Source organism: Rufibacter soli (assembly GCF_054781795.1).
In genome coordinates, this window is sequence record NZ_BAAGTS010000002.1 from 2,326,075 (window position 1) to 2,337,407 (window position 11,333).

An 11,333-nucleotide genomic window follows, 5' to 3' on the forward strand; every position below is an offset into this window, starting at 1 on the left:
TTTAACTTTCTCAGCTTTCGTGGCTCTTAGTGACATGTTCCGGAACTTCCCTTTACCATCGGCTGGAAAGGGAAACCAAGCGGAGCAGCCCTGCTTGATGGTTGCTACCCTTGTGAACCGGCCACTAGTGCGCTTTTAACCTTATATTTTTAACCAAAACCTACTAACATGAAGAACTTGAGACTCACTTGGGGGATGCTGGCTTTTTCAGTGTTCCTGACTTTCACCGCCTGCCAGAAAGAAGAGCTGGAACCCACCACAGAGCTAACCGGCACTGAATTCCAGTTGGCAGATTTACCTGACCTAGAAGCCCCATCGGTAACTGGCCAAACTGAAACAGACGAATTTAGGTGCAAGCCTGGCGACTCCACCAGGGTACACGCCTTGGTTACCATCCTCAAGCAGCTTAACCTGGATGAAAACCAAAGGAAAGCCATTAAAGGATTTGCCCGCCAGCACCAGCAATGCGTGGCTGAGCACCTGATCAGAATTAACCTGCTGCACAAAGAGCTGCTGCAGAAAGCCAACCAGGCCCGCGAGGAAAAGCTGAAAGCGTTTAAGGAAGGAAAAATTACCAGAGCCCAGCTAGAGGAAAGATTGACCGCCATTAGAACCGCGGTGCAGGAAGAGCTGGCCAAACATGAGGTGAAGCAACTGCACATGCGCGCCGTACGCAAATGCAGGCTGGAATTGGTTTCCAAAATTGAGTCAGTCCTGAACCAGCAACAGCTCCAGAAATGGAATACCTGGAAGGCCAGCCTAATTTAATCTAAACCCTTTATTTCCATACACAAGAAGAGCGAAGCCTAAGGCTTCGCTCTTCTTGTTTTCACGGGTTTCTCATGTCACTTCTGCCGCCAGAGACTAATTGGCCAAACTTTGATTTTTTTAAGCCTGAAATATCCCTCTACCCTACTTAGGGGGTAGGCACGTCCCTTTTAGTTGGATAAGTAGCCGCGGCCATTTCCTGGTACAAGATGCGGTAGTACTCATCGGCCATGCGTTCAGAACCGAAATAGGCATTTACTTCCTTCATGCTGTTCTGCATGATTTCCGCCCACTTGTCCTTGTCCTGGTAATAGGTGGGGATCACCTCATTTTCCAGGATTTGCATCATGTTATCATAATCTTTCTGGTCCTGCTCATAGTCCGGCAGCGTAACGTCTACAATGGGGAACAGGAAGCTGTTATGGCCGTGCTCCCCAAATTCAGGCAGCCAACCGTCCTGCACCGAGAAGTTGATGGCCCCATTCATAGCCGCCGTCATGCCACTGGTACCGGATGCTTCCCGCGGCCGGCGGGGAGTGTTGAGCCACACGTCAGCGCCTTGCTTCAATTTAGCTGATAGGTCCAGCTCATAGCCTGTCAGGACGGCCACGTTGCTTTTATGCCGGGAAATTTCCACCAGCTTGTTAAACAGGTTAATGGCGCCAAAGTCAAACGGGTAAGGTTTCCCGGCCCAGATGACCTGCACGGCCTGGCCTTCGCGGTTAATGAGTTCAAAGAACCGGTGGAGGTCAAGTAGCAGCAAATCAGCCCGTTTATAGCCGGCAAAACGGCGCGCCCAGACAATAGTGAGCACCTCAGGCTTGAAAAGCTTGCCGGTTTGGTCGGCCACTACGTCAAACAAAGGCTTTTTCATTTCGGCCTTCAATTCCAGCAAACGGGTTTTATCCTGGGCCTCCAGAGCTTGGGCGAGGGCAGGGTTTTGCCAATAGGCTATGTTCTGGGCGTTGGTAATGGACTTAATCTCACAGACCCCGTCAAAGCCGTACCACATTTCCTGGGCCACCTCGCCGTGCAGTTTGGAAACGCCGTTGGCCACCTTGGCCAGGCGCAGGGCGGCAAGGGTATAGTTTAAAATGCCGTCATGGCAACCCACCAACTGGCAGGCCTCCTCTACCGGCAACGTCCCGAAAAAGGACATCTGATTCAGCAACCCTACCTCCTGCTCTTCGTTTCCGGCTTTCTCTGGGGTGTGGGTGGTAAACACAAAGCGTTTCTTCACCTCCTGCACATCCCGGTACTTGTCAAACAAATGGAACACCAGGGGCAGGGCGTGCGCCTCGTTCATGTGGTACACCGCGGCCCCGCCCAGAGCTTCTACCACCTTAGCGCCCCCTATGCCCAACACAATGCTTTGGGCAATACGGGCGGGCAGTTCAGGGTCATACAGCCGGTGGGTGATGGTGCGGCTCAGGTAATCGTTTTCGGGGATATCAGTGGTCAGGAAATACATGGGCGCCGTCCCGAAGGTCTCTGCCGGAAGCACCAGCGCCTTCACCCATACGGGGTTGTTATGGATGGTCACCTGCACCGTAATACCGGTATCTTCCAGAAAGGTGTAGTACTTTTTCTGGAACTGCACCCGCATGGAGGTATCATCGTTCCGGACCTGGTCATAGTAACCATACTTCCAGAGGATGCCAATGCCAATCAGGTTCTGGCGCAGGTCAAAGACGCTGCGCATGTGGGAGCCCGCCAGGTAGCCTAAGCCCCCGGAATACGTTTTCAGGGCCTGGTCAATGGCAAATTCCATACTGAAATACGCCACGCGCTCACTGTACTTCTCATTGATGGTATACGGATGATACCACTTGCTGTAATTTCCCATAATCCTTACTTCCTTTTTACGACCCGGCAGCTGCTATTTGTCACGCTGCCCGCCAGGCATTTACCGGCCAGCCGGTAGATGCTCCGCTAAATATCAATTGAAATTAATGATAGAAATTATATGCAAGAGAAGCAAACCCGATAGGACAGCACTCTTCCATTCGGCCACCTTCCTATTTGACCCTTCAGCTTAACTCTTTCTGTTTTATCAGGCAATGCCTCCCCAAAGGGTGGAAAATGGATAATAAACCGCCAAAAATCAAGGCAAGCATACCGAAAAAACCCGTTTTGAGGCCGTTTTCTGAAAAACGGCCTCAAAACGGGTTTTAGAAAAATAACGAAATACTTTCCGGTTTACCGGCCGAAGTCATCCTGTACCCGCACAATATCCTCTTCATTAGACGGATGCTCTGCGTCTGTATGCTGCCAGATTTCAGCCAGCACGGCCCAATCTTCCAGGCCTACTAGCCGGTGACGTTCAGATTGCCGCAAGGTGATTAAAGCACCGGGCTCCAGGCGCTGCAACTCCCCTTCCTGATCATTAGGGCTGGTCACGACCCCTACTTTTCCCTTGATCACTTTCCAGATTTCGGCGCGGCGGTGATGGTACTGCCAGGAAAGGCGTTTCTGCGGGGCCACTACCAGAATTTTAGGGCTTAATTTACCTGAGATTTTCAGGTCTTCTATGGAGATGCCCTCAAAATACGTATTGGCGAACTGCTGGGCCTGGCTCTCGTCTATCACAAAGAAACCTCCCCAGGGCCTGGTCTGGTCTTGGCTGGCTATCTTGAAACCTTTGTTGGTCAACTCTTCTTCTATTTCCTGAAACAGGGCTTGTTTCTGCTGGTCTAGGGACATAGGATCTTCAAAAACTAGTGATCTCAAATGTAGACCGAAGCTGGCACTTCCTCAAATAAACTTGCCAAAAATGCCAGTTGGCCTTTTGGCACAACGGTTGCCCAACCTTTTCCTGCCTTGTGAATTCTATCTTCCTTAATACTATTTAGCAGTGCCCAATTTGGCCTTCCGTAACCCATCTGTCTTATACTTTCCCAATTCTATATTGCTTACAAAACATTTTTATAATAATTTTAGTACTTAAATATGTCTATATAGTATTTAAATCAATATTCTATCTTTACAGCCCATATGAGAAACCTTTCGCTGCTATTCTTCTGCTTTTTAATTCTTAGTAGCCAGGTAAAGGCCCAGACTGTGGCCAGCCTTTCCAAAAAAGCCATTGAAAGTTTCAACAACGCTGATTACAGGCAAGCCATCCAGGCGTACACCAAGGTGATTGAGGCCAACCCCAAGGATTATATGGCCTACCAGTACCGCGGCGAAGCCAAGTCTAACTTGGGGGAAGATAAAGCGGCCATCCTTGATTTTGATGAGGCCCTCCAGTTAAATCCCTCCTTAGCCTCGGCCTATGGCTTACGCGGCGATTCAAAAGCTTTTGTTGGTAATGACAAAGGCGCCATTGAAGACTATACCCTGGGTTTAAAACACAACCCCAAAGACATTCTCCTGTATTTTCACCGGGCCACCGCTAAATTCAACCTCCAGGATTACAAAGGTACTATTGAAGATTACACCGCCTTTCTGGCCCACAGCGACGAGTGGTACAGCGTCACTGAACTATCAGATGCCCTTATTAACCGCGGCCTGGCTAAAGAGAAACTGTCTGACCAGGCTGGAGCCTGTGCCGATTGGGAAAGCGCCCTGGTGCTGGGCGGCTACGACGCCCTTGGTTTCCTGAAGAAGAAATGCGGCAAATAGATTCTTGAAAAGAGGGTCAAATCACCATTTGATAAGGATTAAGCCTAGCCAATTAACCCTCCTTGTTTAAGATATTCTCAAAATCCTGACTTCCGTGTCTTTCTGCTTGCGGATGAAAACCAGCAGGTAGGATGATGGTGGATTGGTTATCACTTTCCTTACCAGATTGACAGATAAGCCAAAAGCGTTTCGGGCCCGTTTTTCAGAAAACAGGCCCGAAACGCTTTTACATTTAATTTCTTTTTAGGGAAAGGCTATTGTGAAGCTCTTGCGTTTCAGGCCCGTTTTTCAAAAAACACCCTTAAAACGCAATTAATCAATCACAAAAGGCGCCGGGCTGAAACACAGCACAAATACCAGCAGGGCCAACCAGCCCAGGAAAATACGGCCCTTGCCTAGTGGGCGCTCATCGGGGCAATGCGGGTGAAAAATACCCATGGCCCGCGCCAGCACCAGGCCAAACACCAGCCAGCCGTGATAGCCGCTCACCTGGGGCCACAATAACTGCACGGCCAACTGCGCACTAAATACCCCTGCCGCCACCAGCACGCTGCGCTTTACCTCCGGAAACATGGGTTTAAAGACAATAAGCAGGTACAGCACATACCCTCCCCACAGCCACCAATATTCCAGCAGGTCCGTGTCCAGGGGAATCAGGCCCAGGCCGGCATAGAAAATGAACAGCGTGAACAGCATAGGCGAAAGCCGGTTAAAGCGTTCGTACCCCATCATGCCGTACAGAATATGCCCCCCGTCTAACTGCCCGATGGGCAGTAGGTTGAGCGCCGTAAAAAAGAGCGCCAAAAACCCGGCAAACAGGAACGGGTAATGGATAATCTCATAGCGGTTGGGCAGCAACGCCGGGTCCGCTACCACTTGCTCGAAAAACCAGAACAACAGATTACGGCCCAAAGACAGGTTCCCGGCCTCCCGGTACACGTACTCCGCGTAACGGCTGCCAAGGAACTGGTATTCCGGGTGAATCTGGTAAATATAGTCGGTGGGGGGCAAATGGGTGAACCCGTACCAGAGCAGCGGCACTGCCACTGCAAAACCCGCAAACGGACCGGCAATACCAATGTCAAAGAATTCCTTGCGGGAAAAGATGCGCTCCTTGATCCTGATAAAAGCGCCCATGGTGCCAATACTGGAGGTGACCCCTAGCCACATGGGTATGTAATACGGCAGCGTGACCTTTACCTTGTAGTACCGCGCCGTGAAGTAATGCCCGAACTCATGTACCGTAAGCACCCCCAAAAAGGCCAGCGAAAACGGCAGCCCCTGCAGGATCTGGTCCCAGGAAAGCGAACCCGCCCAGGTGAAGCCCTGCTGGTCAAAGAAGTAAGACTTCCCGAAGCGCCACTCGGCCCCGGCCAGCGTGGTGGTGACCAGCGTGACCAGAAACAGGAGCGCGTGCAGCAGGTGCCTAGGCTTCATGGGCCGGCAACGCGTCTTTCAAGGCCTGGTTTATAGTAAGCGGCGGCGCCAGATGTATGGTCTGCAACCCTACTTCTTTGGCCCCCACAATGTGCTGGATGCTGTCATCAATGAAGAGGGTTTCCTCGCGGTGCAAACCATTCTCTTCCAGGATATGTTCAAACACAGCCGCGTCTGGCTTGCGCTTGCCCACCAAATGCGAGTAATAGGCTTTCTCAAAGAGGCTGTCCAGGCTGGGGATATGGAAACTGGTGGCCATAATCTCATTAAAGGCCAGCATGTGAATGGCGTTGGTATTACTAAGCAGAAACAACCGGTAGTGCTTGCTCAAGGCCCGTAGCAGTTCAATGCGCTCCGCAGGGATGTCCAGGAGCATGGCATTCCAGGCCTCGTCAATCTGGGCGTCTGTGGCGGTGATGCCGTATTCTTTCCGGAGGCCTTCGCGGAAGTCTTGGGAGGAAATGTCGCCGCGCTCATAGAGGTCAAAGAGTTCTGACTGAGCTTTTTGGCTGAAATCTACGGTAGTATCTGCCGGCGCGAAGGTGCGCAGGGCGTCTGTACTCTTGGCGTAATCTATGTTGATGATGACGCCGCCTAAATCAAAGATGATATTCTTAATGGAAGAAAAATTCACAGATAGATGGGGTTTTGTTTTGTGTTTTGATCTGCAAATTTGTAAAATTGCACTCCCAAATCAAAGATTTGGCCGGGCCTATAGCTCATTCGGTTAGAGCAACTGACTCATAATCAGTAGGTGCTTGGTTCGATTCCAAGTGGGCCCACCCATAGTAAACACCCTAGGACACAAAATATCCTAGGGTGTTTTGTTTTCAGGCAGTTAGCGTATATTTGTATACACCCAACGGCATTCCCTGCGGGTAAAAGTTTAGCAGCTTGCGACACACTTTTATATACACTTGCGACACACTATTTCCTGACTATGCTTTCCGTTAAGTTCTACCTCCACCCCAAGGCCAACAAAGAGGGGTACCGGCCTTTAAATATTATCGTCCACGCGGACGGTTTTTTCCGCCCAGGCCTTAAAATGGCCATCGGCGAGAAGGTAAAAACGGAGAATTGGAACCACGAAAAGCAGGTGGTGAAGGCAAAAGGCAAAAATTCCTTGGAGATCAACGCCCGGCTGGAGCGCATCGAGGCCAAGGTGTCCAACCGCTTCCGGGAACTGCTCGACGCCGGCACCGTGCCCACCAAGCGGGACCTGGAGGAACTGGTGCGCCCGGCCACGGCCCTGAAGAAAGCCAAGGCCCTGGACCCGCAGACCCCCAGGGAGACATGGGTGGCCTGGAGCGCCTGGTACCTGGAGGAGAAGAACCTGGGCAACAAGAGCGGCAAGGTGGAGGGGCACAACTACGTGCGCAAGGGCAAGCAGGTGGTGGAGTGGCTGGAGAAGTTCGACCCGGCCCTGAAGATGCGGGAGCTGGCCGACAAGCCCGGCGGGGTGATGGGCCGCACCGGTGAGTACCGCAAGTGGCTGCTCAAGAACAGCGCCGTGCAGGACGTGACCATCAACAAACACATCTCCATCATCAAGGCGTGGCTCACCTACCTGGGCCTGCCCACCGACAACATCAAGAACCGGAAGGCCCCCAAGCCCGTGAAAACCGCCCTCAGTTGGGCAGAGGTGATGCAGCTCTATCATAAGGAGTACGCCAACCCGCGCATGAGGATGGCGGTAGACGCCTTCGTGGCCAATACCCAGGTAAGCCTACGCTTTGAGGATATGCTCAAACCCAACGCGGCCTCCATCCTGGAGATGCACGCCGGGAAGCGCGGCAAGGTGACCGCCATCAACCTGAACCAGGGCAAGACCGGGGATCTGCTGTGCGTACCCCTACCCCCCATGGCGCTCTCTATATTAAGCCGGTACAACTTCCAGTTCCCGGTGCATGACCTGGTGACCAAGGACAAAGAGGGCCGGCCCCGGCGGAATGCCAAGAGCGGGGAGGTGAACCCCTCCACCTACAACACCTTATTGAAGGCGGCAGCTAAGGAGGCGGGGCTCAAGCGGCAGGTGCGCACGGTGAAGGTGACGGGCGGGCACGTGGAGGAAGGCTTCAAGGAGGTGCACGAACTCATAAGCTCCCACATGGCGCGGCACACGGGCTTTACCCTCGTGAAGATGGCCAGCAAGGATAACGACCTGGCAGACGCGCAACTGGGGCACGCCAACGACAGCCCCTACATGCACCATTCGCCGGAGGTGCTATTAGAGGCGCTGCTTTCTGCGTGGCTGGAGATCGAGAAAGCCCCTGAGAAAAAGGAGACGGGCCTGTAAAAGAAAACCCCACCATCATGGCGGGGCCTTCACGCATACGGAGGCGGACCTCCGTTTCCACACAAAGATACGGGTTAATACCTATTAGTAGGTAATTTAAGGAAGGGTTTGCTTTTCTTGTTAGCGTTCGCTATCTTTAGGTATACTAAAAACATATAGTCATGGAAGAAGAGAAAGACCCCTTTGTTGAGAAGCACCTGAACAAAGTGCATCAACTACAGGACCATTATAGAAACCTGGCCCTAATGAAGAAGATAGAAATCTCTACTTCCGGTTACGGTGGTGTGTTGCCTAGTGGGGAGGTAGTAGACAGAAGGGAACACCCTGCCGCTATTCCTTTGCAAGCCAATAGTATGTTTGGGGTACCTGAGCCAAAAGATTTATAATGACTAAGGAAGAACTACGCACCCTGCGCACCACCCACGGCCTCACGCAGCGGCAGTTGGCGGACGGGCTGGGGGTCAAGGTCACCAAGATAAGCGAGTGGGAGAACGGGCGCTACCAGACCATCAGCCCCGCCTACCGGAAATTACTCACAGACTACTTTGATAAATTGGAAACTAAATAAATACGTAATTATGGATTCATTATTAAACTTTATTCAAGAAAACCGCATAGCTGGGGGATTAACAACTGAAACTGCAATAAAGATTGAGCAGCTTTGGAATAAATATAAACTGCCAAAATTAGAACAAGGTTGTTCTATAATTTCTGCTGATTTTGGGGTGCTCGGCTCTCTGAGTATCAGAAGATTGACAGGATTCGACGAGGCAGTTGAATTTAAATATGAAAGTGGGAACTATGATTACGTTTCTGTAAAAGCCAACCAAACTACCATATTTTTGTGGACTGACTACAAAGATATTGAGCCATATAACAGGAATGGAGGCTTGTATGGGGATGGCTCTTCGTTTGATTTTTTAGGAAAGCCCGTAATTGAAAAGGACGATTATAGGGAGTTTATTTCTAGAAGTGAGCATATGTCTAATATCAGCTTTGCCGTTTGGGGTTATAGTTTTAATAACTTTTACAATACAGTACGTTTCGGACTTTGCATTAAGACCGACAAAGTAGAAGAGTTTCTGATTAGCTTACGAACCCTAATAGGGAAAAAAGAAAGCCCCAGCCAATGACCGGGGCCTCAAAGCGTAGGTATGAAGAAACTCAGGGGGTAAGGTTCACAATCAGGATATAGCCCAGTACGCCCACGTACCCCAGCCCCGTGAGCCCGAGCCAATAGGTGAACACCCGGCGGTTGACCTCTTCCGGGGCCAGGTGGAAGCGGGTAGCCAAGGCCTGCATGGTGCGGTCAGTCTTTGCCGCCCTCGGGTCTTTGCTTACGTACCACCTGTCCAGCCCGCGGGCAAGGTTCAGCCCTTGGGTGAACCGGAAGCCGTACCACGCCCACGTGAACAGGAAGAAAGCGCATGCCAATAATATTGCATGCAAATAACTCCCGTCCAACAGCAGGGCGAGCACCGAGGAAGAGGCCAGCCCCATCAAGACCCCGGCCATCTCCCACGCGTTGGCGGCGTGGAACCGCTCTTTCAGCGTGTCTTTGCTGCCGTCTGCCTGTATCTGGGCATGGTCCTCCCCTATCTCCCCTTCCGTGTAACTGTAGGCCAGGAAGAGGGCCAGGGCCTGGGCGGCTAGAAGCCAAATCATGGGCGGGAGGTCAGGCGCACCACGTAGCCCACCACAATGGCCACCGCAGCCCCCAGGATAGGAAGCCACAGGTTCCCGTGCCCATTGTACCCAAAGGTGACCACGCCTAACAGGGCGGCTATAATACCCCCTAAAATGATATGCCAGATAATGGCACCGGGATAGCCGAAGCCAGGGAAAAAGATTTTGTGTAAGATGTTCATAGTGGTAAGGGTTAAAGTTGAATCAATCCGTTGTAGAATTTCTGGGCATAGCCCGCAATCAGTTCCGCTTTGTCTTTGCCGTTGATAATGTACCTGGCGCCCACAAAGTCCGTTTGGGTATCGTTGATATAGGTAAGCAGCTTGCGCCCCGTGTAGAGGCCCGTAACCATGCCGTATAAGGTAGCCCAGGCACTAGGACCCACCTGTAAAAGCAAGTCAGGGAAGTTCACAAAGTCCCACCCCATCTTATTTGAATTGGTCAAGGCCCGGTAATTGGAGTACCAGGTGTTCTGCACGTGCCCCCGGCCATAGAATAGGTGGTTAGGGGTGGTGTAGGCCACCCGCTTGCCCGGCCCCTGCCCCACGTCCAGCATCTTGCCGTAGTCGTGTGCCTTACCCAGGCCGTACTCCCTAATGGGTTGCATGGTGGCAGCGGTCTCATGGAATACCGTGGCCAGGATATAGGCGAGATGGCGGTAGTCCAGCCCCGCATACTTCCGGTACTCGTTTATCAAGGCGTTAATGTTGTCCACCTGGGGCTGCGTGAACTTGCCTTTGAATAAGCTTGCCCGGATGCTGTCAAAGAATCTGTCTTTTACCATGGTCTATTCTATGGTTTGGTTGGTAGGCGTCTTCATCCTTTTCACGGCCTCAGCGCCAATGATGAAGCCCAATAGAAGCACGTACTCTATCTCACTCAAGGGTATGGTGGTGATTTTGAAGGCGGGCTTGATGCTCACATTATAGTGAGTGGAAACAAACACGAACAGGAAGGCCCAGTGGATGGTGTACCGTGACAGGTTGTTGATGGTATAATAGCCTGTTTTGTGGTCCATCAAACAGTCAAAGGTGATGTTCTTGGCCAGCCGAAAGAAGCCCCACAGGTACAGCAGCCCGGTCAGGCAGGCCAGCACGAGGAGCAGCACCATGTAGCGGGAAAGGGTGAAGTCTTGAAACAGGTCTCTCATATTATCCTAGCCATGCAATTATCTTCTCAAAGAGCCAATACCCCCCGGCCCCGGCGGCCCCGAGCGCGGCCACCCCGCCCACGATGGTGGACTTCTTGGCGTTTATCCAGGCGATGACCGTCTCAATGTTGGCCACCCGCTTCACCAGCCCGATGTTGCCCATCTCGTCGCCTATGATGGCGTTGTAGATCTGGTCCAGCTTGTTCTTCACCTGCCCGGTGGAGGCCTGGTACACGCTCACGAGCCCCTCCAAGTCACTTATCTTCTGCTCGCTCTTAGACGCTCTGTCTTCCAGGTATTTCACCTTCTCTTCAAGCCGTACTATTTTCGCGCTGTCGGGCATATCTGGCATATAATATTTTATAGGGGGAC

Annotated in this window: 15 protein-coding genes and 1 tRNA gene; 7 read left to right on the top strand and 9 right to left on the bottom strand. The window is 51.9% G+C overall.

The window, feature by feature from the left end:
* The first annotated feature begins 168 nt into the window (after positions 1-168).
* A complete protein-coding gene (locus ACYVJQ_RS11610) occupies positions 169-768 on the top strand; it encodes a hypothetical protein (protein ID WP_460893240.1) in 600 nt (199 codons plus the stop codon).
* A 148-nt stretch (positions 769-916) separates the two neighbouring features.
* Here ACYVJQ_RS11610 and glgP read toward each other — a convergent pair whose 3' ends face one another.
* Positions 917-2,614: an alpha-glucan family phosphorylase gene (glgP, locus tag ACYVJQ_RS11615; protein ID WP_460893241.1), complete on the bottom strand. Its 1,698-nt coding sequence runs from the start codon at positions 2,612-2,614 to the stop codon at positions 917-919.
* 353 nt (positions 2,615-2,967) lie between these two features.
* On the bottom strand, positions 2,968-3,471 hold the full coding sequence (locus tag ACYVJQ_RS11620; protein ID WP_460893242.1) for a cupin domain-containing protein: 504 nt from the start codon (positions 3,469-3,471) through the stop codon (positions 2,968-2,970).
* 291 nt (positions 3,472-3,762) lie between these two features.
* Here ACYVJQ_RS11620 and ACYVJQ_RS11625 point away from each other — a divergent pair, with 291 nt between their 5' ends.
* A complete protein-coding gene (locus ACYVJQ_RS11625) occupies positions 3,763-4,392 on the top strand; it encodes a tetratricopeptide repeat protein (protein WP_460893243.1) in 630 nt (209 codons plus the stop codon).
* 312 nt (positions 4,393-4,704) lie between these two features.
* Here ACYVJQ_RS11625 and ACYVJQ_RS11630 read toward each other — a convergent pair whose 3' ends face one another.
* Complete coding sequence (locus ACYVJQ_RS11630; RefSeq protein WP_460893244.1) at positions 4,705-5,829, bottom strand: site-2 protease family protein; 1,125 nt, start codon at positions 5,827-5,829, stop codon at positions 4,705-4,707.
* Positions 5,819-6,463: an HAD family hydrolase gene (locus ACYVJQ_RS11635; RefSeq protein WP_460893245.1), complete on the bottom strand. Its 645-nt coding sequence runs from the start codon at positions 6,461-6,463 to the stop codon at positions 5,819-5,821. Before ACYVJQ_RS11635 ends, ACYVJQ_RS11630 begins: the two co-directional genes overlap by 11 nt.
* A 74-nt stretch (positions 6,464-6,537) precedes the next feature.
* Between ACYVJQ_RS11635 and ACYVJQ_RS11640 the strand changes: the two genes are divergently transcribed.
* The 5 genes from ACYVJQ_RS11640 (at position 6,538) to ACYVJQ_RS11660 (ending at position 9,258) form a co-directional block, all read left to right on the top strand.
* Positions 6,538-6,611, top strand: a tRNA-Ile gene (locus ACYVJQ_RS11640).
* A gap of 158 nt (positions 6,612-6,769) precedes the next feature.
* Positions 6,770-8,125, top strand: coding sequence for a hypothetical protein (locus ACYVJQ_RS11645; RefSeq protein WP_460893246.1), 1,356 nt, complete (start codon positions 6,770-6,772; stop codon positions 8,123-8,125).
* Positions 8,126-8,286: 161 nt separating this feature from the next.
* Positions 8,287-8,511: a hypothetical protein gene (locus tag ACYVJQ_RS11650; RefSeq protein ID WP_460893247.1), complete on the top strand. Its 225-nt coding sequence runs from the start codon at positions 8,287-8,289 to the stop codon at positions 8,509-8,511.
* Positions 8,511-8,693, top strand: a complete 183-nt coding sequence (locus tag ACYVJQ_RS11655) for a helix-turn-helix domain-containing protein (RefSeq protein WP_460893248.1) — start codon at positions 8,511-8,513, stop codon at positions 8,691-8,693. The genes ACYVJQ_RS11650 and ACYVJQ_RS11655 overlap by 1 nt, the downstream gene beginning before the upstream one ends.
* A gap of 10 nt (positions 8,694-8,703) precedes the next feature.
* Positions 8,704-9,258: a hypothetical protein gene (locus tag ACYVJQ_RS11660; protein WP_460893249.1), complete on the top strand. Its 555-nt coding sequence runs from the start codon at positions 8,704-8,706 to the stop codon at positions 9,256-9,258.
* A gap of 31 nt (positions 9,259-9,289) precedes the next feature.
* Here ACYVJQ_RS11660 and ACYVJQ_RS11665 read toward each other — a convergent pair whose 3' ends face one another.
* From ACYVJQ_RS11665 to ACYVJQ_RS11685, 5 genes are read right to left on the bottom strand one after another with little or no spacing between them, the layout of a single operon-like run.
* On the bottom strand, positions 9,290-9,790 hold the full coding sequence (locus ACYVJQ_RS11665; protein ID WP_460893250.1) for a hypothetical protein: 501 nt from the start codon (positions 9,788-9,790) through the stop codon (positions 9,290-9,292).
* Positions 9,787-9,993: a hypothetical protein gene (locus ACYVJQ_RS11670; protein ID WP_460893251.1), complete on the bottom strand. Its 207-nt coding sequence runs from the start codon at positions 9,991-9,993 to the stop codon at positions 9,787-9,789. The genes ACYVJQ_RS11665 and ACYVJQ_RS11670 overlap by 4 nt, the downstream gene beginning before the upstream one ends.
* Positions 9,994-10,004: 11 nt before the next feature.
* On the bottom strand, positions 10,005-10,595 hold the full coding sequence (locus ACYVJQ_RS11675; RefSeq protein WP_460893252.1) for a hypothetical protein: 591 nt from the start codon (positions 10,593-10,595) through the stop codon (positions 10,005-10,007).
* A gap of 3 nt (positions 10,596-10,598) precedes the next feature.
* Positions 10,599-10,961, bottom strand: a complete 363-nt coding sequence (locus tag ACYVJQ_RS11680; protein ID WP_460893253.1) for a hypothetical protein — start codon at positions 10,959-10,961, stop codon at positions 10,599-10,601.
* Position 10,962: 1 nt separating this feature from the next.
* Entirely contained in the window at positions 10,963-11,304 is a 342-nt protein-coding gene (locus tag ACYVJQ_RS11685) for a hypothetical protein (RefSeq protein WP_460893254.1), read from the bottom strand.
* Between the last annotated feature and the right edge of the window lie 29 nt (positions 11,305-11,333).

Bases quoted from the DNA above. Each gene is read 5' to 3' on its own strand.
- ACYVJQ_RS11655 (WP_460893248.1), top strand. From the start codon at position 8,511: ATGACTAAGGAAGAACTACGCACCCTGCGCACCACCCACGGCCTCACG.
- ACYVJQ_RS11630 (WP_460893244.1), bottom strand. From the start codon at position 5,829: ATGAAGCCTAGGCACCTGCTGCACGCGCTCCTGTTTCTGGTCACGCTG.
- ACYVJQ_RS11680 (WP_460893253.1), bottom strand. From the start codon at position 10,961: ATGAGAGACCTGTTTCAAGACTTCACCCTTTCCCGCTACATGGTGCTG.
- ACYVJQ_RS11665 (WP_460893250.1), bottom strand. From the start codon at position 9,790: ATGATTTGGCTTCTAGCCGCCCAGGCCCTGGCCCTCTTCCTGGCCTAC.
- ACYVJQ_RS11670 (WP_460893251.1), bottom strand. From the start codon at position 9,993: ATGAACATCTTACACAAAATCTTTTTCCCTGGCTTCGGCTATCCCGGT.
- ACYVJQ_RS11675 (WP_460893252.1), bottom strand. From the start codon at position 10,595: ATGGTAAAAGACAGATTCTTTGACAGCATCCGGGCAAGCTTATTCAAA.
- ACYVJQ_RS11625 (WP_460893243.1), top strand. From the start codon at position 3,763: ATGAGAAACCTTTCGCTGCTATTCTTCTGCTTTTTAATTCTTAGTAGC.
- ACYVJQ_RS11610 (WP_460893240.1), top strand. From the start codon at position 169: ATGAAGAACTTGAGACTCACTTGGGGGATGCTGGCTTTTTCAGTGTTC.
- ACYVJQ_RS11660 (WP_460893249.1), top strand. From the start codon at position 8,704: ATGGATTCATTATTAAACTTTATTCAAGAAAACCGCATAGCTGGGGGA.
- glgP (WP_460893241.1), bottom strand. From the start codon at position 2,614: ATGGGAAATTACAGCAAGTGGTATCATCCGTATACCATCAATGAGAAG.
- ACYVJQ_RS11645 (WP_460893246.1), top strand. From the start codon at position 6,770: ATGCTTTCCGTTAAGTTCTACCTCCACCCCAAGGCCAACAAAGAGGGG.
- ACYVJQ_RS11650 (WP_460893247.1), top strand. From the start codon at position 8,287: ATGGAAGAAGAGAAAGACCCCTTTGTTGAGAAGCACCTGAACAAAGTG.
- ACYVJQ_RS11620 (WP_460893242.1), bottom strand. From the start codon at position 3,471: ATGTCCCTAGACCAGCAGAAACAAGCCCTGTTTCAGGAAATAGAAGAA.
- ACYVJQ_RS11685 (WP_460893254.1), bottom strand. From the start codon at position 11,304: ATGCCCGACAGCGCGAAAATAGTACGGCTTGAAGAGAAGGTGAAATAC.